Annotated in this window: 18 protein-coding genes; 6 read left to right on the forward strand and 12 right to left on the reverse strand. The window is 27.7% G+C overall.

The window, feature by feature from the left end; translation table 11 throughout:
* Positions 1-106 precede the first annotated feature (106 nt).
* Together BUA48_RS03325 and purB are read right to left on the reverse strand one after the other, a co-directional pair.
* Positions 107-1,459, reverse strand: coding sequence for a sodium-dependent transporter (locus BUA48_RS03325; RefSeq protein ID WP_072830044.1), 1,353 nt, complete (start codon positions 1,457-1,459; stop codon positions 107-109).
* A 670-nt stretch (positions 1,460-2,129) separates the two neighbouring features.
* Positions 2,130-3,560: an adenylosuccinate lyase gene (gene purB, locus BUA48_RS03330; protein WP_072830046.1), complete on the reverse strand. Its 1,431-nt coding sequence runs from the start codon at positions 3,558-3,560 to the stop codon at positions 2,130-2,132.
* A 207-nt stretch (positions 3,561-3,767) separates the two neighbouring features.
* Here purB and BUA48_RS03335 point away from each other — a divergent pair, with 207 nt between their 5' ends.
* Positions 3,768-3,980 (forward strand): DUF378 domain-containing protein, encoded by a 213-nt coding sequence (locus BUA48_RS03335; RefSeq protein ID WP_072830048.1) that lies wholly within the window; start codon positions 3,768-3,770, stop codon positions 3,978-3,980.
* A gap of 58 nt (positions 3,981-4,038) precedes the next feature.
* Here the strand turns inward: BUA48_RS03335 and BUA48_RS15900 are convergent, their stop codons facing one another.
* Complete coding sequence (locus tag BUA48_RS15900; protein ID WP_072830050.1) at positions 4,039-4,164, reverse strand: RCKP-type rubredoxin-like domain-containing protein; 126 nt, start codon at positions 4,162-4,164, stop codon at positions 4,039-4,041.
* Between the two features lie 146 nt (positions 4,165-4,310).
* On the opposite strand from BUA48_RS15900, the gene BUA48_RS03345 reads away from it, so the two are divergent.
* Both BUA48_RS03345 and BUA48_RS03350 read left to right on the forward strand, forming a co-directional pair.
* The gene (locus BUA48_RS03345) at positions 4,311-4,904 is read left to right on the forward strand and encodes a 5-formyltetrahydrofolate cyclo-ligase (protein ID WP_072830052.1); all 594 of its coding nucleotides are present in this window, start codon (positions 4,311-4,313) and stop codon (positions 4,902-4,904) included.
* A gap of 117 nt (positions 4,905-5,021) precedes the next feature.
* Entirely contained in the window at positions 5,022-5,459 is a 438-nt protein-coding gene (locus tag BUA48_RS03350) for a CBS domain-containing protein (RefSeq protein WP_072830054.1), read from the forward strand.
* A gap of 162 nt (positions 5,460-5,621) precedes the next feature.
* Here BUA48_RS03350 and pepF read toward each other — a convergent pair whose 3' ends face one another.
* The 5 genes from pepF to potA form a co-directional block, all read right to left on the reverse strand.
* Positions 5,622-7,436 carry an oligoendopeptidase F gene (gene pepF / locus BUA48_RS03355; RefSeq protein ID WP_072830056.1) on the reverse strand — a complete coding sequence of 605 codons (1,815 nt, stop codon included), beginning with the start codon at positions 7,434-7,436 and terminating at the stop codon, positions 5,622-5,624.
* Between the two features lie 122 nt (positions 7,437-7,558).
* The gene (locus BUA48_RS03360; RefSeq protein ID WP_072830058.1) at positions 7,559-8,602 is read right to left on the reverse strand and encodes an ABC transporter substrate-binding protein; all 1,044 of its coding nucleotides are present in this window, start codon (positions 8,600-8,602) and stop codon (positions 7,559-7,561) included.
* Position 8,603: 1 nt separating this feature from the next.
* Positions 8,604-9,383: an ABC transporter permease gene (locus BUA48_RS03365; protein WP_072830060.1), complete on the reverse strand. Its 780-nt coding sequence runs from the start codon at positions 9,381-9,383 to the stop codon at positions 8,604-8,606.
* Complete coding sequence (locus tag BUA48_RS03370) at positions 9,377-10,192, reverse strand: ABC transporter permease (RefSeq protein WP_072830062.1); 816 nt, start codon at positions 10,190-10,192, stop codon at positions 9,377-9,379. Before BUA48_RS03370 ends, BUA48_RS03365 begins: the two co-directional genes overlap by 7 nt.
* Positions 10,193-10,194: 2 nt before the next feature.
* The gene (potA, locus tag BUA48_RS03375; RefSeq protein ID WP_072830064.1) at positions 10,195-11,238 is read right to left on the reverse strand and encodes a spermidine/putrescine ABC transporter ATP-binding protein; all 1,044 of its coding nucleotides are present in this window, start codon (positions 11,236-11,238) and stop codon (positions 10,195-10,197) included.
* 391 nt (positions 11,239-11,629) lie between these two features.
* Between potA and BUA48_RS03380 the strand changes: the two genes are divergently transcribed.
* Entirely contained in the window at positions 11,630-12,121 is a 492-nt protein-coding gene (locus tag BUA48_RS03380) for a YajQ family cyclic di-GMP-binding protein (protein ID WP_072830066.1), read from the forward strand.
* Between the two features lie 95 nt (positions 12,122-12,216).
* Here BUA48_RS03380 and BUA48_RS15495 read toward each other — a convergent pair whose 3' ends face one another.
* The 4 genes from BUA48_RS15495 to recJ form a co-directional block, all read right to left on the reverse strand.
* Positions 12,217-12,384 carry a hypothetical protein gene (locus BUA48_RS15495; RefSeq protein WP_178138938.1) on the reverse strand — a complete coding sequence of 56 codons (168 nt, stop codon included), beginning with the start codon at positions 12,382-12,384 and terminating at the stop codon, positions 12,217-12,219.
* A 270-nt stretch (positions 12,385-12,654) separates the two neighbouring features.
* Positions 12,655-14,040: an ADP-ribosylglycohydrolase family protein gene (locus BUA48_RS03385; protein ID WP_072830068.1), complete on the reverse strand. Its 1,386-nt coding sequence runs from the start codon at positions 14,038-14,040 to the stop codon at positions 12,655-12,657.
* Between the two features lie 74 nt (positions 14,041-14,114).
* Positions 14,115-14,771, reverse strand: a complete 657-nt coding sequence (locus BUA48_RS03390; protein ID WP_072830070.1) for a cysteine hydrolase family protein — start codon at positions 14,769-14,771, stop codon at positions 14,115-14,117.
* A 79-nt stretch (positions 14,772-14,850) separates the two neighbouring features.
* Positions 14,851-16,617: a single-stranded-DNA-specific exonuclease RecJ gene (gene recJ, locus BUA48_RS03395; protein ID WP_072830072.1), complete on the reverse strand. Its 1,767-nt coding sequence runs from the start codon at positions 16,615-16,617 to the stop codon at positions 14,851-14,853.
* Positions 16,618-16,959: 342 nt separating this feature from the next.
* On the opposite strand from recJ, the gene BUA48_RS03400 reads away from it, so the two are divergent.
* Positions 16,960-17,778 carry a TIM barrel protein gene (locus tag BUA48_RS03400; protein WP_072830074.1) on the forward strand — a complete coding sequence of 273 codons (819 nt, stop codon included), beginning with the start codon at positions 16,960-16,962 and terminating at the stop codon, positions 17,776-17,778.
* Positions 17,779-18,160: 382 nt separating this feature from the next.
* Entirely contained in the window at positions 18,161-20,134 is a 1,974-nt protein-coding gene (locus BUA48_RS03405; protein ID WP_072830076.1) for a GTP-binding protein, read from the forward strand.
* The last annotated feature ends 40 nt before the right edge of the window (positions 20,135-20,174 follow it).

The following is a 20,174-nucleotide window of genomic DNA, read 5'->3' on the forward strand; positions in this document are numbered from 1 at the left end:
AAGATTGTTTTACTCTATTACATTTATATTACTTACCCTTATTAAGTTTTAACTCATGTTCTATTCTTGTACCATAATCTATATCAAAATCCTCTTGAATCTTATTCTAAAATATACCTAGTGAATTTAATAATACGACTCCGATTAATACTGGTGCAACATATTTAATAATAAAAGAATATAAGAAACCTAATTTAAATTTGCGTAATTCACCATTAGTTATTTCATCAATAACATATCTTGTCTTCCAAATCCATCCTGCAAATATACATACTAGGATTCCCCCTATAGGTAATAATACATTGTTAGTTAAAGCATCTAAGAAATCAAATATACTTTTGTTCAGTATAGTTATATTACTAAGTGCACCAAAGGATAATGCACATGGTATAGATAATAAAAATACTACTACTGCTGAAGTAATGGTTGCTTTTTTTCTACTTATTTTAAATTTTTCACTTGCATAGGAAACAAATACCTCCATTAATGAAACCGTTGAAGTTATAGCCGCTATTAAAACAAGTGAAAAGAATAAAATTGCAAAGATATTACCAAAAGGCATTTCGTTAAATACTATAGGCAAGGTTTGAAATAGTAATGTTGTTCCACTTTGTGGATCTAGTCCATACGCAAAAACTGCTGGAAAAATAACTAAACCTGCCATTAAAGCAATTAATGTATCCGCTATTGTAACCTGAACTGCTAGTCCTGGTATGCTTTCTTTTTTTCCTATATAACTACCATAGGTAATTATTATACCCATACCTAAGCTTAAAGAATAAAAGGAGTGACCTAAGGCATCTAAAATAGCTTCACCGGTTAATAAAGAAAAATCAGGTTTAAATAAAAATTTTACTCCTTCAAAGGCACCTGGTAGACTTAAACTTCTTATCATTAATCCAAACAATAGTATTAATAAAATCGGCATTAAGATCTTACTAAACTTCTCTATTCCATTCTTTACTCCTAGAAATACTATTATGGATGTTATTATGATTATTATAAGTGAACCTAAAATAGGTTCTGTAGTACTTGATATAATTGAGGTAAAATATTCTCCTATGTTAGAGGATGTAATTGTAGATAAAGACCCACTTATTCCTCTAACTATATATGAAATTAGCCATCCAGCTATTACACTGTAAAATGACATTATTAAAAATGCCGTTGCTATACCAATTGTTCCTATAAATCCCCATTTCTTATTGCCTATTATATTATCAAAGCTACTTGAGGCATTAGCTTGTCCTTTTCGTCCTATTGCAAATTCTGTTACCATAACAGGTAAGCCAAGTATTAATACACATAGTAAATATACAATTAAGAAGGCAGCTCCTCCATGTTTTCCTGTAATGTATGGAAATCTCCATATGTTACCTAGTCCAATAGCTGATCCAGCTGCTACAGCTATAATCCCTAATTTGGACCCAAATCCTTCACGTTCTTTTAACTCTTTCATAGTAAATATCCTCCCTATTAAATATTTTTATAACTTCTATTTTACGAAGAATTCCATTCATTAGTTTAAATTGTTAAAGTGATATGTTTAAAAAAATTACAAATGAAATTTTATTCAACTAAACACATGTAAAATTCTTATTTAATGAATATTTATTCTTAAATTATTAATATAATACCCTTGTTTTTTATAATTGTAAAGAAAAAGTTTAAAAAATTTATAAAATTATATTTAATTTATTCAAAATAAATTTGTTATATACTACCGAAATATTAAGTCTATATTTAAAAATTATAGAAGGAAAAGCTATAATTAATGATTATTTAATTATAAATCTACACTTTATATAAGAATTTACTTTAAATTTTTTTAATATATCTTAATAAATCAACTCTATATTACATGATATTAAAAAATCTTTTTCAAAAACAAATATGAAGGCAATACTTCATATTTATACTATAATTCATATAAAAATTCATATTGGGATTTAACCTTGGTGGGAAAATAGCTAAATTTTCAATTAGATAAGAGAAGTAATTTCGTAAAACATATAATACTATTTATAATAGTAGCTCTTGCTATATTAAATAATCTATAAGATAGATATTAGATAATTTTCAATATAAAAAGCTGTGTAACAATAAAGTCACACAGCCTTCTTATATTTTTATACGTTTATATCAGCTTTTTCACCTAATAATTCTCTATTTTCTTCTAATACAGGTTTAACATACTCATTTACAAACTCTACAACTTGACCTGGAGCTCTTCCAGTGAATTTTTTAGGATCAATAATAGCTACTATCTCTTCTTTTGACATTTTGAATGAAGGATCTGCTATTATTCTATCTATTAAATCATTAGAAAGACCTTCTTCTTTAACACGTCTTGCAGCATCCATAGAGTGAACACGAACTCTTTCATGTAAATCTTGTCTATCTCCACCTCTTAATACAGCTTCCATTAATATATTTTCAGTTGCCATAAATGGTAGTTCATTATTTACATGTGCTTCAATTACTTTAGGATATACAACTAAGTTCTCTGCAACATTCATATATAAGTTTAGAACACCGTCTAATGCAAGGAATGCTTCAGCTACAGATATTCTTTTGTTTGCTGAGTCATCAAGTGTTCTTTCAAACCATTGAGTGGCAGCTGTTATTGCAGGGTTTAATGAGTTAACAATTATATATCTTGAAAGAGCACCTATTCTTTCAGATCTCATAGGATTTCTCTTATATGCCATAGCTGAAGATCCTATTTGATTTTTTTCAAAAGGTTCTTCTAATTCTTTCATGCTTTGTAATAATCTTAAATCATTACTAAACTTATAAGCACTTTGTGCTATTTCTGATAAAGTATTTAACACTATAGAATCAACTTTTCTTGAATAAGTTTGCCCTGTTACAGGATATGTATCCTTAAAGCCCATTTTTTCAGCAACAAGTTTATCCAATGTTTTAACCTTAACTTCATCGTCATTAAATAATTTCATAAAACTTGCTTGAGTTCCAGTAGTACCTTTTACTCCTCTAAGTTTTAAATTGTGAATTACAAAATCTAAATTTTCTATATCTAACATTAACTCTTCAATCCAAAGAGAAGCTCTTTTACCAACAGTAGTAAGTTGAGCTGGTTGATAGTGAGTAAATCCTAAACAAGGCATATCTTTATATTTTAAAGCAAAATTAGTTAAATAGTTTATTACATTTATAAGCTTTTTCTTTATAATAATTAATGCTTCTCTCATAACAATTAGGTCTGTATTATCCCCTACATAGCATGAAGTAGCTCCTAAATGTATTATTCCTTTTGCCTTAGGGCATTGTAATCCATATGCATGAACGTGACTCATTACATCATGTCTAATTTCTTTTTCTTTTTTTTCTGCTTCCTCAAAATTAACATCATCTTGATATAATTTTAATTCATTAATTTGCTCTTCTGTTATATGTAATCCAAGCTCTTTTTCGCTTTCAGCTAAAGCTATCCATAATTTTCTCCATGTTCTAAACTTCATATTGTCTGAAAAAATAAATGACATTTCCTTTGAAGCGTATCTAGTATTAAGTGGTGTATTATATATATCTCTCATATTGAACCTCCATACGTATATATTTAAATTTTCACTCGTTATAATTCATATTATAACATATAAAATAGCTAAATGTAACATTTTCGTTCGTAAATATTGTAATTTTCAAAAATTTAATCTTTTAAAGTTATAATTTATAATACTAAAAATATATTTTAATATAATTGTATTATTTTCACAAGAAAAATTCAAATAAGGAGGGATATTATGTATAAAATCAGTCTAATTGATAAAGTATCTTTTATATTAGTAATTTTAGGTGCATTAGTATGGTTAATCTTTGGAATTGCAAATGTGAACATAATTGAATCACTTTTAGGTTTTGCTCCTATACTACAAAGAGCAGTGTATATACTTGTGGGCTTATCTGGACTTAACATGATTTACTTTTTACTTAAAACTGGAGCTAGTAGTAAATAATATAAAAATAAGAGACTATCTATATATTTAGCATAGTCTCTTATTTTTATTTAAAATTTTATTTGCTTTCTTTAACTTCTTCTTTAATGAACTTATCCTTTGGAGCTTCACATTTAGGACATTTTGCTGGTCTGCATCTTCCTTCTTTAGTCTCTCCACAAACTGAACATTTCCATATTGCCATAATATCGACCTCCGTTTAAAATTTAAATATATAATATCATAAAGAATAAATATAATCAACTAATAATTAATATCTTCAATATAATTATTTGATTTTTTTTATAGATAGTATAAAATATAAGTGAATTATCTTTTAAGGAGTGTACAATGAAAGACTTTTTAAGAAAAGAATTAAGAGAAAAACGCCATAAATTATCTGTAAAAGAAGTAGCTAATAAGAGCTCTTACATAGAGATTCAACTAGATAAGATTATTAGTAAGCTAAATGTTAAAAATATTATGCTTTACTATAGTTTTAAAAATGAGGTCTCTACAGAGAAATACATAACTAAGTTACTTAATAGTGATTTTAATGTTATTTTACCTTATTCTCAAATATCTACAAAGGCCATAATTCCATATTTAATTAAAAACCTAAAAGAGGATCTTTCTAAAAGTTCCTTTGGTATACTAGAGCCTAATATTAATATCAATTCAGTATTTCCTATAGATAAAATAGAGGTAGTTGTTATTCCTGGTATAGCTTTCGATATCCAAGGAAATCGTATGGGTTTTGGAGCTGGGTTTTATGATAGGTTCTTAATTAAAAATGAAAATATGATAAAAATAGCAATTTGTTATGACTTTCAACTGTTAAATTCAATACCTAATGAACCACATGATGTTAAAATGGATATAATAATAACAGAGGAAAGAGTATTAATTTTAAACAATAATATAAAAACTTTACTAATTGATTAAGCTTTTGTAAAATAAATTTTCTTTATGTTTTTAGGTTAATATTAATGATATAATTATATCAAAGAGAAATATAGTTTTTAAATTTATATAATACATTAAATTAAAGGATGGGGAAATATGAATATTGCATTCTTTTTAACACCTAAGAAAGATGTTATACATCTAAAAAACAATACTACTATGCAGGAAGCTGTTAATACTATGTATAAATACAGATATACTGCTGTTCCAATTATAAACGAAAAAGGAAAATATGTTGGAACTTTAACTGAAGGGGATTTACTTTATAAACTAAAAAAAGATGAATCAGTATCCTTGAAGGATATGAGTAATATATTAGTAGAAGACATACCAAGATATCAAATAAACAGGCCAGTATCAATAAATTCTAATATTAAAAACCTTATTAATATAGCAAAATACCAAAACTTCGTGCCTGTAGTTGATGATAATAATACCTTTATAGGTATTATTAAAAGAAGTGATATAATTAAGTATTGTTATGATATAATAACTGTAAATGATAATGAACTAAAAGAAGCTATGACTATATAGACTTTTAAATTTTAGTTTTATTTTAAATAATATACCTATAAAACTTAACTTATTATAACTTTAAAGCCACTTTATTCAAATGAAATAAAGTGGCTTTAATTTATTTTATAAAGTTACAAACTACAGGATATTTAAAACATCCTGTAGTAGTATTTCTTATGATTATAATAATTCTTTTTCTAATAGATCTAATAAAGTATTAAATTTCTCTATTGTATCTTCGAGTGGTTTTGGTGAAGTCATATCAACCCCTGCTTTTCTTAAAAGTTCTATAGGCTTTTCAGTACAACCAGCTTTTAAAAAATCTAAGTATCTATCAACTGCATCTTGTCCTTCTTCAAGTATTAACTTAGCAAATGAGTTTCCAGCTGCAAATCCTGTAGTATATTGATATACATAGAAGTTAAGTCCATAGAAATGTAGAATTCTTGTCCATTCTAAGCCTATTCCTTCATCAACAATCATATCAGGACCAAAGTATTTAACGTTTAATCCATGATATATTTTACATATTTCTTCTGCAGATAAAGATTCACCTTTTTCTAATTTACTATGAGTTATTAACTCAAATTCAGCAAACATAGCTTGTCTAAATACAGTAGTTCTTATTCCTTCAAGTTCTTGATTTATTAATCTTAATCTTTTTTGCTTATCTGTTTCATTTTCGATTAAATCATGTATTAATAAGCATTCATTAGTAATTGATGCAACTTCTGCACAGAATAATGAGTAATCACTATATATATATGGTTGATTTTTTCTTGAATAATATGAGTGTACTGAGTGTCCCATTTCATGTGCAAACATAGATACATCATTTAAACCAAATCCATAGTTTAAAAGAACGTAAGGCATACTAGTATACGAACCCCATGAATAGTTTCCACCCTTTTTACCCTTAGTTTCTAAAACATCTACCCATCCACTTTCGATTCCCTTAGAGAATATGTCTAGGTATTCTTCACCTAATGGTCTTAACCCATGCTTAACCATTTTAACTGCATCTTCAAATTCTACACGTTCTGTAGAGTTATCTGAATTTTTAATCAATGGAACATATAAATCATATATATGCATTTCTTCTAAGCCTAATAATTTCTTCTTAAGAGAAACGTATCTATGTAGTGATTTTATGTTGTTATTTATAGTATCTATAACATTGTGGTACACTTGAACAGGTATATGATTTGGTTTAAGAGCATATTCTAATGCTGAATCATATTTACGTACCTTAGAATTAAATATAAAGTTCTTATTTCCAGCTATTAATGTTGCAGCAAAAGTATTTTTAAATTTACCATAAGTTCCAAATAAAGTTTCAAAAGCTGCTTTTCTAACAGAGGCATCTGATGATTTTAAAAATTGATTGTAGTTACCTTCTGTAAGTTCAACCATATTTCCCTTCTCATCTTTGATACATGGAAAGCTCATATCAGCATTAGCTAGCATACCAAAAATATTAGTTGGTGCATTTAAACAGTCACCTACAGCTGCTAAAATTGACTCCTCTTCCTTACTTAAAGTATGAGGTTTAGCTTCTAAAATTGTTTCAATATGTTTTTTATATAAAGCTAGTCCATCTTCTTCTTTTATTAATTCATCCAAATTAAAGTTCTCTATAGATAATAATTCTGGTACTAAGAAAGCTATATTGCTATAATATTCTGCAATATATGATTCCACTTTGCTTTTTATTATTTGTGCTTCAGCTTTAGTAGTATCCTCATCAGATTTCATGTTAGCATAAACAGATAACTTATCTAATAGAATTCCAACTTCACAATATCTATCAAAGAAATTTTTTAATTCCTTTGCACTATGAAGTTTCCCCTGAAAATCTTTCATTGTAGATGCCATATTTTTTAAATCTTCAAAATCTTTTTCCCAAGCCTCAAAGCTATTGTACATAACATCAAGTTTCCACTTATATTTTGAATCAACTTGGTCTCTAGTCTTTAATACATTTGTATCAGACATAATTAATCCCCCTTGTATATTAAATGTTTTTACATAATTTTATCATATATTGATTTATTTATCTATACATATTTCCTTTTATTATTGAATTAATAATAGCCATGAAATTCATGGCTATTATATTATTCTCCCATTATATCAGTCCAAATTTTGTCGTATTCTTTAACCCTCTCACCTAAATCTAAAAATATTTCACATCTATCAAGAACTGATTCCTCTGGATAAGCTGCTTTGTTGTTTTTCATGTCCTCATCTAATAATTCAAAGGCTTTTTTATTTGGAGTGGAATATCCTATATAGTCTACATTTCTTTTAGCTATATCAGGTCTATTCATAAAGTTTATAAATAGTTCAGCTTCTTTTTTATGTTTAGTCCCCTTAGGTATTACCATATTGTCAAACCAAACATTACTACCTTCCATTGGTACTACATAATCTAAATCTTCATTGTTTCCCATCATTATTATGGCATCACCAGACCATACAACTGCAATAGCAGCTTCTTCTTCTATTATCATATCCTTAACTTCATCCCCTACATAAGCTCTTACTAAGGGCTTTTGAATTACAAGTTGCTCCTTAGCTTCTTGTAATTTAGCAGAATCCTTTTCATTTAAAGAATATCCTAATTTTTTCAAGGCTACTCCTATAGAATCACGTTGGCTATTTAACATTAAGATTTGATCTTCATACTTACTATCCCATAAGTCACTCCAGTTAACAATTTCATCATCTATTAAGCTTTTATTGTAAACAACACCTACAGTTCCCCACATATATGGAATTGAATATTTGTTATGAGGATCAAAGTCTAAATCTTTAAATTTATCATCTATATATTCAAAGTTAGGAACGTTACTCATATCTATTTCTTCTAATAAGTCTTCATTTATCATTTTTACTATCATATATTCAGAGGGAATTGCTACATCATAAGCCCCTGGTGAATTTTTTAGCTTTACGTACATTTCCTCATTAGTAGCAAATTGTTCATATATAACTTTAATATCATATTCCTTTTCGAATTCGCTTATTACACTTTCATCTATATAGTCGCCCCAATTATACACAGTTATAGCAACTCTATCATCTTTACATGCTACTAAATTAAAGCTTATTAAGATAAGTACTATCAATGATAATATTTTACATAAAGTTTTCTTCAATTTATTTTTTTCCTCCTTCATTAGATGCTTTTCTATTTACAATTAATAAAATTATTATTACGGCTAAGAACATTAATGTTGAAAGTGCATTAATCTTTGGATTAATTCCTCGTCTCGCCATAGAAAAGATTGATATTGATAAATTAGTTACTCCTTGTCCTGTAGTAAAGAAGCTAATTACAAAATCATCTATAGAAAGTGAAAAAGCCATTAAAGCTCCAGCTATAATACCTGGTTTGATTTGAGGTATTATAACTCTTGTTAGAGCATAAAATGGTGTAGCACCTAAATCTAAAGCTGCCTCCATAGTGTTTTTAGGAAGCTGTTTTAATCTTGGTAACACCGATAAAACCACATATGGTGTACAAAAAGTTACATGTGCTAGTAACATAGATAAAAAACCTAATTGTAGTCCGATAAAATTAAATAAAATCATTAATCCTACTGCTGTAACTATATCAGCATTTAAAACAGGCAAGTAATTTAAGTTAATTAAAAGCTTTCTTTTAAATCCTTTCATGGAATGTATTCCAAAGGCTGCTAATGTACCTAAAACTGTAGATATAAAAGCAGAAAGAACTCCAACTAGTAAAGTATAATATAATGATTTCATTATGCTTGTATCTTTGAACAACTCTATATACCACTTCAGCGTAAAACCATTCCAATTGGCTCTAGATTTACTATCATTAAAAGAAAATACTATCAATACAATAATAGGAGCATATAAAAATAAAAATACTAAGAAAGCATATAATCTTTTTCCATATTTTTTTACCATAATCCCCTACCATCCTCTTTATCAGTCTTAGACATAAACGCCATGGAAATTAATATTACAACTATCATAATAATAGAAATAGCAGATCCAAAGTTCCAATCATCAGTTACTAAGAATTGTTGTTCAATTAAATTACCAACCAGCATGTATTGTCCTCCACCTAGTAATCTTGAAATAATGAAAGTTGTTACTGAAGGCATAAAAACCATAGTAATTCCAGACATTACTCCCGGCATACTCAATGGTAAAATTATTTTTGTAAATACCTTTTTACTACTTGCGCCTAAATCTTTTGCAGCTTCCATAATACTTTTATCCATTTTAATTAACACAGTGTATATTGGAAGAACCATAAAGGGTAAAAAGTTATATACCATACCAAGTAGTACTGCTCCATCTGTATATAGCATTGATAGCTTTTGTATGCCTATGGCAGCTAATAATTTATTTATAAATCCATTTTTACCTAATATCGCAAGCCAAGCATATGTTCTCAATAAAAAATTCATCCACATAGGTAATATAAATAGCGGAACAAGCAAATTTCTTTTTCTTTCACTTAATTCACTTAAAATCATAGCTAAAGGATAGCCAATCAATAAACATAATACTGTAGCTTGGAAGGCTAATTTTATAGATCTCATTAAAATTTTAAAATATACAGGTTCAAAAAATCTTTTATAATTTGAAAATGTAAAAACCATTTCCCCGCTTTCGGTAAAACTCAAAAATAATACTAAAAACATGGGAACTACTACAAAAATAGAACTCCAGATTATATAAGGAAGTGCAGCGGATCTTTTCTTCATTATTACTCACTTCCTTTTTTCATAATATGTATGTCATCAGGATATATATCTAATCCTATATTGGTTCCAATAGACACATTAGCAGTATTATGTAATAACCATATGTTTTCATTTTCTTGAACTATTATTTCATAATGAACACCCTTAAATGTTATATCTGTAACTTTTCCTGTTAACATGCCCTTATCTTCAGGTACTATTTTTATATCTTCAGGTCTAATAACAACTTCTATTTCTTCATTTATGTTAAAGCCTTTATCAACACATTCAAAATTTCTGCCACAAAAATTCACTAAATAATCCTTTATCATTATTCCATTAAGTATATTAGATTCTCCAATAAAATTTGCTACGAAAGAATTTATTGGTTCATTATATATATCTTCTGGTGCACCCATTTGTTGAATTTCTCCCTTGTCCATAACTACAACTGTATCGGACATAGAAAGTGCTTCTTCTTGATCATGGGTTACATAAATAAATGTAATACCTAATTTTTGTTGCATATGCTTTAGTTCAGTTTGCATTTCTTTTCTTAATTTTAAATCTAAAGCTCCTAAAGGTTCATCAAGAAGCAACACCTTAGGTTCATTTACTAAAGCTCTTGCAATTGCAACTCTTTGTTGCTGCCCACCACTTAAAGATGAGATCTGTCTTTTTTCAAATCCTTCAAGTGCAACAAGCTTAAGCATGTACTCTACTTTTTCCTTGATTATATCTTTAGGTAATTTCTTGATTTTCAATCCAAAGGCTATATTATCAAATACATTCATATGAGGAAATAAAGCATACTTCTGAAAGACAGTATTAATTTGTCTTTTATGTGGTGGAATATCTGATATATTTGTATTCTCAAATATTACTTCACCAGTATCAGCAGTTTCAAAGCCTGCAATTATTCTTAAAGTCGTGGTTTTCCCACATCCACTTGGACCTAATAGAGTTAAGAATTCATTTTTCTTAATCTCTAGATTAATATTTTTAAGAACATTGTTTCCCTCAAAGTTCTTTGAAATGTTTTTAATGCATATTATGTTTTCATGCAATTACATCACCCCTTAAATTTTTTGATATAAATTGTTTAAATATCTTGAAATTAATAGCAATTATTTAAACAAACTAATCATATTTTATAAAAAAATCACCCCTAATTCAATATTATTTCATATATTTAAGATGTAGAATTTAATAAAATTTTATTCTTTTATTTCTAAATATTATTTTTTATTAATAGTTATGCGTATATTTTACATTATTTACATTTTTCATATCTCTATTTTAATTAAAGTTTTTTATAAAAATTTAATTTCATTATGATAGTTTACTTTTTTATATATTTATCATAATAATTATTATGTAAACTAATTAGTTGATTATTCTTTACTCTTTTGATAATATATCTTTATAATTGAAATATTTAATTAATGAGGTGATTTTATGGCAAGTACATATTCATTTGATGTAGTTTCTCAAGTTGATATGCAAGAGGTTGACAATGCAATAAATCAATCTATGAAAGAGATTGGGAATAGATATGACTTTAAGGGCTGCAAAGCTGAAATAGAATTAAATGGCAGCGAAATAAAACTTCTAGCAGAGGATGATTATAAGTTAACTGCAATGAAGGAAGTTTTAAGCTCAAAACTATTTAAGAGAGGAATATCCCCTAAGGCTATTAGCTATGCTAAAAAGGAGGATGCTTCTTTAGGTACAGTTAGACAAAATGCTACTTTAGTAAATGGTCTTTCTAAGGATCAATGTAAAGTTGTAACTCAACTAATTAAGAATAGTAAATTAAAAGTTCAAGCTCAAATAAATGATGATAAAGTAAAAGTAACAAGTAAAGATAAAGATATTTTACAAGAATGCATTCAATTATTAAAAGCTGAGGATTTTGAATTCCCTATTCAATTTAACAATTACAGATAAAACAATTTAATGAATTCAAAACCTAAGAACTTTTAAATAAATAAAAACACTGATTTACATAAATCAGTGTTTTTATTTTAAATGGTTCATTTAGATTATTTATCAAATAATCCTCCGCCATTATTACTTCTTTTAGCTCCTCTAACTTCTCCTATAGATTTTATAGGTCTAGAGTTATCCTTTGTGCTTGCACTTTTAGCCTTTTTTTCTGCTATTATTTTTTTCATTAATTCTAAATTCTTTTCTACTGCTTTATCCTTCATTTAAAAACCTCTCTTTTTCTCATTGCTACCTTAACAATTTTAGAGTAATATTTTTATATTGTAAACTATTTTTATTTATATACATAAAATTATTTTTAACATATCTATATTACTAAAAAAATCTTCATTAACAAAGAGCCTTAAATATAACAACTTCATAATAAATCTTATTTTAATTTATGTATTAACTATAATAACATAATAAAAGGAGTATTGCTAATTAGCTCACATAAATATGTTAGCCTAACAATACTCCTAAAGCTTTATAGATTAAACTTCTCTAGTACACTTAACAGTCCAATCGCTAAGCTCTTTAATACTTAATCTTTCCATAGTTCTCATATAAGTAATTAAATCATCTCCTATTGGATCTATCCACTTCTCTTTATTTATACATTCTACACCCTTAGCTACAGCTACAATTGTTCCTATTTGTGCAGCATTACAGTCAACATCTTGTCCTTCCATAGATATGATAGTCATAGTCTTCTCAAAATCACCATTTCCATACCATAAAGCAATTACTTGAGCAGCTGCATTAGGATAAGCATGAATCCAATTGTATTCCTTTAATTTGTCTTCACAAATACTCCAAGGCTTTTCCCATGAATCGTGTTCTTTACATAAATCTAAAGCTAATTTAACTATGCTATAGTACTCACTATCCTTAGGCATTAAATCCACAGATTTTTCTACTATAGTTCTTAAATTCTCTTCTACATAAGCATAAGATGCCATTATAGCATTAAATACTTCACCTAATACTCCATTGTTATGATGAGATACAACTGCATCCTTCCAAGCAAGTTCTGCTGCTTTCTTTATGTTTCCTGGAGCTACCATACCGCAAATAACTCCTCTCATTTGCGCACCAATCCATTCTCTATATGGATTATTTAAATATCCACTCATTGGAGGATATATTCCAAGTTTTAAGTTTTTAAGTGCTATATCTTCTGCTGACCATCCACCTGGAATAAGTGCAACCCATTCCTCAGAAATATCAATAGATGTAACATCGTATCCTTTTTTCTCAAAAGCTTTTAAAAATGCTAGTTCATATGTAATATCATCATTATATGTATTAGGTTCCCTTACATAGCCTGTAATTGTACCGAATTTTTTAGTTATTTGTTCAGTAGTATATCCTTCAATAGCAGTACCTAAAGCTCCTGCAACAATTTGTCCTATCCAAGCTGCATAAGTTTTTTCTTCAAAATCTTTTGAATTAATATCGTATTTGTAATCATCATTAAAAGATACAGATTGTAAATATTCTGCAAATTCATTGTATTGCTTATACTTCCAATAAGGATGATCTTCTATTTTTTTAGCATTATTAATGGATGATAATAATTTAGTTGTTATTTTATATAAGTCATAAATTCTATCCTCATCAACTGCATTTATACCATCTTTAACAATAGCATCTGCTTCTGATGTATCATAACCCATATTATATACTGATTGTACTGCGCCTATTATAACTCTTTCTGGTGCAAAAGATCCTGGAACATTACTATTCCAAAGTAATCTTAATTTAGCATCCTCATCAGCACAAGTTTTTTTGTAACTGTCCCAAGTTTGCTCCTCCGCAGTTAAGATAACCGGTTCAGCATTTCTTCTAATGTCTAACTCAATCTCCCAAGCTTTCATATGTTTCTACCTCTCCACTGTTTTATTTTATAATAAATACCTTATATAAACATGTTACATAAGGCATTTAAATCTTAGTAAAGTATTTCTTTAACTACCTCAATGCCATTACTTATCATGCTACTTAAGAACATAACATTATGCAATTCCGCATTATGATGAGGCAATTCAAAAGTATCTACCATATTCATTGGTACAATAATTCTTGAATCAATGTTTTTTTCATTCATGTATGTTTTTAATGTTAAAACGTACTGATGTACACAAATATCTGTACATCCTCCAACAACTATGAAGTTTTTTATATTATTATTTTTTAGTATATCCATTGTATTCTGTGCTATAAATCCATTAGTAGACATTTTAGGAATTTCTTTTATTCCATAACCTTTAAGTTCTTCCACTAGATCGGACTCTGATGTATTTTCAATGCAGTGAGCAGGATATACTTTAAACTCAATATTATCACAACTATGACAATCTTTATATGCTATCATAGGAATATTTTTTTCATATCCAAACTGAACTAATTCCTTAATCTGTGGTATTACAGATTTTAGTCTTTCACTAGATAATGGACCTTCCTTAGTAAACCCATTTATAAGATCTATAATACAAATAGCTGTATTTTCCAAGTCTAAATTATTGATATTTAAGGACTCAGATTCTTTTAAATTATAATAATAATCCTTTAATTGATTTTTCCAATCCTCAAATAATTTGTCATCCATTTATCTACACCTCATAAAATTTTATTTAATTAAGATTATATACACTGTATTTTATACTGTCAAACTAAATTAGTTAATTTTATTGAGATATCCTATAATTACTTATAACTAACTGTATTTTCTTATTCCCCATATATTCATTAATTTCAGGAAAATATGTCAAATCTAAAAATACACTATTAGGTCTTCCATTAAGTAATTTATTATATTCATCTTCTCCATAATGACCTATAATTTCCTCTTCAAAGCTTTTAATATCGCCAAAGTAAACACCTTCAATAACAAGTCTTCCATCTGTTAACTTAAGCTTTAATACATTACTATTCTTACCTAAAATTCTTCCTTCTAAAACCTTTAATTTTTTAACTCCAAATAGTGGTTTAGAATTTCCTTTTCCATAGGGTTCTAATAAATAAATTCTATCTATTAACTCATAGTTTATACCTTTAATAGGTAATGCTAAATCAATTCTTATCTTTGGAGTTATATCTTCTGCAGTTAGTGAACATTCTGAATTCAATCTTTTTCTAAATTCATCTATATTCTCTACTGGTATAGACATACCTGCTGCCATGGGATGTCCACCAAATTTGCCAAGTAAATCTTTACATTTTAATAATTCCTCAAACATATTATATTCTTCTATAGATCGTCCAGAACCCTTAGCTCCTTCATGAGTTTTAGTTAAAACGATTGTTGGTAAATTATATTTTTCTCTTATCCTTCCCGCAACAATTCCTGCTATACTTTCATGAACACTTTCTAAGTACACAACTAATACCTTATCACTGCTCATATTTTCATTTTCAATTATAGATATAGCCTTTTCAAAACCTTCTTTAGTTAACTCTTGTCTTTCCTTATTTAGCTCATTTAACTTTTTAGCTAACTCCTTCGCCTTATTTTCATCCTCTGTTAATAATAGTTCTAAGGCCCAAAAGGCTTGTTCAAGTCTTCCTGAGGCATTAATGCTTGGACCCAAAACAAATCCTAAGGTATAAACAGTTATCTTTTTATCCTTAACTTCTGTTTCCTCAAATAATGCCTTTAACCCAATATTTTTAGTGTTATTAAGCAGTTCAAGCCCTGTTTTTACAATAATTCTATTTTCATCAATAAGGTCTACTACATCACATACCGTAGCTATAGCAACATATTGTAAAAGCTCTATAGTTTCTTCATTGCTTATATTGTATTGTTTATATAACTCTTCAATGAACTTATATACAACCCCTGCACCACACAAACTTTTAAAGCTATAATCACAATCACTCTGTTTAGGATTTATAACAGCCTTAGCCTTAGGAACTATAAACTTTCTCTCTCCATTCTCCTCTACGAAAGGAATATCGTGATGATCAGTTATGATAACAGATATCCCTAGTTCATTTGCTAAATCTACTTGATCAATTGCTGCAATTCCATTATCACAGGTAATTATTAAATCTACTTTATCTTCATGCGCTTTTCTTATTATGCTTTCATTAATTCCATATCCTTCTTTTATTCTATCTGGAATATGATAATTTACATTAGCTCCACATCTAGTTAAAGCCTTATATAATAAATATGAACTAATAACTCCATCTACATCATAATCACCAACAATTAATATACTTTTATTGCTATCAATATGATTTTTAATTAATAGTACACCCTTATTTAAATCTTTCATATGTAAAGCATTATTGAAATCACTCAAAGTAGCATTTATGAATTCATTTACCCTTTTATAGTCAACAATTCCCCTATTAACAAGAAGTCTCGCTGTAACAGGATCTACATGACAGCTTTTAACCATTTCATCATAATCAAATTTTATATTTTTTATAAGCCACTTTTCCATGCAACTCCTCCTCTTTCCCATTGTTTAATAATAACATAATTTATCTTTTATTTAATTGTTTTTTTATTATATAAGTTTTAATTAATATTCTAAATATGTATTAATCCTTGTATGTAGTCTATAATAAGTGCCATATATAAATAACTTAAAAATTATTTAAAAAGATAACTACTTAAAATAAGTCTTTATATCTAATATTAAAGGCATAATAACTTTAGTCAAGATTTAATTTAAAAATATAAATACTTAATAAAAAATATCAATTAATACTTTTTATTATTAAGCTTTTATAGTAAAATATATACTAAGGCTCAGAAATAAATGTAACAAGGAGTTGATTATATGGATACTTTATTATTTGGTATTTCAGGTCTTCCTATAGGCGATACCAATACAAAATATAATTATGCAACGGAAATTAAATACTTAAAATCTATAGGCTTAGATGCAATGGAATTTCCCTTTGTTCGTTCAGTAAATATTACAGATAAAAATAAAGATAATGTTTTAAAAGAAAAAATAGACAATGATTTTTACGTTTCAGCTCATGGCTCTTATTTTATTAACTTAAATGCTGATGAAGTTGAAAAACAAAAACAATCTTTAGAAAGAATATTAAAGGGAGCTGAGGCTCTTCAAAAGGTTGAGGGTAGAAGCCTTATATTTCACCCAGGTTTTTATCTAAAAGATTCTAAAGAAGAAACTTTAGAGACTATAAAGGAAAATTTACTGAGTTTACCTTACTTCGGTGTGGATTATAGATTAGAGACAACAGGAAAAGGCACTCAATTTGGTAGTTTAGAAGAACTAGTTTATTTATGTAAAGAGATACCTAGCTGTAAATTATGTATAGATTTTTCTCATATCCACGCACGTTATGGTGGATGTCTTAAAACCTATGAAGACTTTGCTAAAGTACTTAAGTATATAAAAGATAATTTAGGCATGGAGGCTCTTGAAGATTTACATATGCATGCTTCTGGTATTAATTATGGACCTAAGGGCGAAAAAAATCATTTACCTTTTGAAGAAAGTGATTTTAACTACAAAGCTTTTATGGAAGCTTTAAAGGATTATGGTGTTAAAGGATGTCTAATTTGCGAAAGTCCTTTACTTGAAAAAGACGCCTTATTACTTAAAAACTATTACAATACTCTTTAGTTTTGAAAATAGCTTTTCTACTAATACATTGAACTAAATAAACTCTTAGTTTTATTTACTAAGAGTTTATTTTATAACTATATGTTTTAGTATTAAAGCTATTTTTTATTTCCTGGAAAATATTTACTTATATTTTATTTTTTAATTTTCTATGCTTTTATAAGATAGATTTTATCTATAATTTTTCATAGAATTTAGTGTTAAATTTTGTGAATTTAGTTTAGCTCTAAGTTGAAATTTATATTATTAAATTGAAAATGCTATATAGTAAATATACTTATATTTTTATCATATTAATTATATTTTCCTTATTGTACTTATTTTTTACTTGAATCCATTGTATACTATAACTAATTTAATTACATTTTACGGGGTATTATCTATGGAAAACAAATTCAAAAGAAATATAGGTGTAGTAGCACATGTTGATGCTGGTAAAACTACCTTAACTGAACAATTAATTTATTTAAGTGGAATAAGTAGAGTTTTAGGAAGTGTAGATAAGGGCACAACTTACTCTGATACCTTAGATATAGAAAAACAACGTGGTATATCAGTAAAGTCCAGTGAAATTAACTTTACCTATGAGGATTACAATATTAATATAATTGATACTCCTGGGCATATAGATTTCATTGGGGAAGTTGAAAGATCTCTAAGCATATTAGATGGTTCTATTGTGGTACTTTCCTCCGTTGAAGGGGTTCAAGCTCAAAGTGAACTTTACTTTAAATCCTTAAGGAATTTAAACGTTCCTACAATATTCTTTATAAATAAGCTGGATAGACTAGGCGCTAATCCTAATAAGGTACTTAAGGATATTTCTAAAAATCTATCAAGTAAAGTAATTCCTTTACAAATTCTCATTGAAAATGAGAATAACTTTGAAGTTAAGAATATATTTTCTATAATAGATACTTTATATGATACTACTTATTACTCCTTTATCGAAGAAATACTAACGGTATTAAGTGAAAATAATGAATATATTATAGATGAATTTTTAAATGAAACTCTTACTAAAGAAGATTTACTTAAAGAACTAAAGCTTCAATGTAGTAAAGCTTTAGTTTACCCACTATATTATGGTGTAGCTTCTACTGGATACGGTGTTAGCTCACTACTTAAAGGAATTATTGATTTTCTTCCATGTCCTAGAGAATATGACACTAATGATTTATGTGCCTTAGTTTATAAGGTTACACATCATAAAACCTTAGGGCAGGAATCTCATATTAAATTATATAATGGAAATATAAGTGCCAAGGATGAGATTTTTAATACAACTAGGAATTGTACTGAGAAGATATCTTTTATTAAAAAAGCTGAAAACTTAAAAATAGTTGACGTTAAAAGTGCTAATTACGGAGATATTATAATAGCTTATGGACTTAATTCTAATGTCGGTGATGTTTTTGGTAATAAGGACCTTCTTACGAAGCAACTTACTATAGCTAATCCTATACTTAAGGTACAAGTTATACCTAAGGATTCTAAAGATTCCTCTAATTTAGTTAAAGCTCTAGGCATACTTCAAAAAGAGGATCCTCTTTTAAATATGGAATGGATAAAAGAAAAAGAAGAAATAAACATAAATATAATGGGGGAAATACAACTTGAAATTCTAAGCAGTATACTGAGTAAGAGATTTAATATAGATGTTACCTTCAGTGAAGCCTCTATAATATATAAAGAAACTTTAATTCAATCAGGTTTTGCCTTTGAGAGTTATACTATGCCTAAACCTTGTTGGGCAGTAGTTAAATTTTTAATTGAGCCATTACCAAAGGAAACTGGCATTATATTTGAAAGTAAAGTTAAAACTGAAAAAATAATGCTAAAATATCAAAGAGAAATTGAAGATAATATACCTAAGATCTTAAATCAAGGACTATATGGCTGGAATGTAACTGATATTAAAATAACCTTAATAGATGGAGAGCATCATATAATGCATTCTAGACCTGGAGATTTTGCAGCAGCTACTGCTATGGCATTAATGAAAGCTTTTTCAGAACTTGGTATGACTTTACTTGAACCTATTATAAAGCTTAAAATTTCAGCACCTGAATTCATTAGTGGTAAAATTATAAATGAAATAATACAAATGAGAGGTAGCTTTGATGAACCTATTATAGCTAATGATATAATAACTTTAAATGCTACGGTTCCTGCTTCAACCTCCTTAGACTTTCCACTAAAGCTTGGTATTTTATCCTCTGGTAAAGCAACTATAAGCTCTGAATTTTATGGCTATGAGAAGTGTGATATATCTCTTGGTAAATCCAGAGAATATATAGGAGTAAATCCAATAGATAGAGCTAAATATATACTATTTGTAAGAAATGCTTTATAAAGCTGTACTTCAATTTTTAAAAATAAAATACACTTTTTCT

The organism is Clostridium collagenovorans DSM 3089, from assembly GCF_900130005.1.
Classification (GTDB): domain Bacteria; phylum Bacillota; class Clostridia; order Clostridiales; family Clostridiaceae; genus Clostridium_D; species Clostridium_D collagenovorans.

What these genes read in the sequence shown, in the direction of transcription:
- BUA48_RS03325 (WP_072830044.1), bottom strand. Translation starts at nt 1,459, where the DNA reads ATGAAAGAGTTAAAAGAACGTGAAGGATTTGGGTCCAAATTAGGGATT.
- purB (WP_072830046.1), bottom strand. Translation starts at nt 3,560, where the DNA reads ATGAGAGATATATATAATACACCACTTAATACTAGATACGCTTCAAAG.
- BUA48_RS03335 (WP_072830048.1), top strand. Translation starts at nt 3,768, where the DNA reads ATGTATAAAATCAGTCTAATTGATAAAGTATCTTTTATATTAGTAATT.
- BUA48_RS15900 (WP_072830050.1), bottom strand. Translation starts at nt 4,164, where the DNA reads ATGGCAATATGGAAATGTTCAGTTTGTGGAGAGACTAAAGAAGGAAGA.
- BUA48_RS03345 (WP_072830052.1), top strand. Translation starts at nt 4,311, where the DNA reads ATGAAAGACTTTTTAAGAAAAGAATTAAGAGAAAAACGCCATAAATTA.
- BUA48_RS03350 (WP_072830054.1), top strand. Translation starts at nt 5,022, where the DNA reads ATGAATATTGCATTCTTTTTAACACCTAAGAAAGATGTTATACATCTA.
- pepF (WP_072830056.1), bottom strand. Translation starts at nt 7,436, where the DNA reads ATGTCTGATACAAATGTATTAAAGACTAGAGACCAAGTTGATTCAAAA.
- BUA48_RS03365 (WP_072830060.1), bottom strand. Translation starts at nt 9,383, where the DNA reads ATGGTAAAAAAATATGGAAAAAGATTATATGCTTTCTTAGTATTTTTA.
- BUA48_RS03370 (WP_072830062.1), bottom strand. Translation starts at nt 10,192, where the DNA reads ATGAAGAAAAGATCCGCTGCACTTCCTTATATAATCTGGAGTTCTATT.
- BUA48_RS03380 (WP_072830066.1), top strand. Translation starts at nt 11,630, where the DNA reads ATGGCAAGTACATATTCATTTGATGTAGTTTCTCAAGTTGATATGCAA.
- BUA48_RS15495 (WP_178138938.1), bottom strand. Translation starts at nt 12,384, where the DNA reads ATGAAGGATAAAGCAGTAGAAAAGAATTTAGAATTAATGAAAAAAATA.
- BUA48_RS03385 (WP_072830068.1), bottom strand. Translation starts at nt 14,040, where the DNA reads ATGAAAGCTTGGGAGATTGAGTTAGACATTAGAAGAAATGCTGAACCG.
- BUA48_RS03390 (WP_072830070.1), bottom strand. Translation starts at nt 14,771, where the DNA reads ATGGATGACAAATTATTTGAGGATTGGAAAAATCAATTAAAGGATTAT.
- recJ (WP_072830072.1), bottom strand. Translation starts at nt 16,617, where the DNA reads ATGGAAAAGTGGCTTATAAAAAATATAAAATTTGATTATGATGAAATG.
- BUA48_RS03400 (WP_072830074.1), top strand. Translation starts at nt 16,960, where the DNA reads ATGGATACTTTATTATTTGGTATTTCAGGTCTTCCTATAGGCGATACC.
- BUA48_RS03405 (WP_072830076.1), top strand. Translation starts at nt 18,161, where the DNA reads ATGGAAAACAAATTCAAAAGAAATATAGGTGTAGTAGCACATGTTGAT.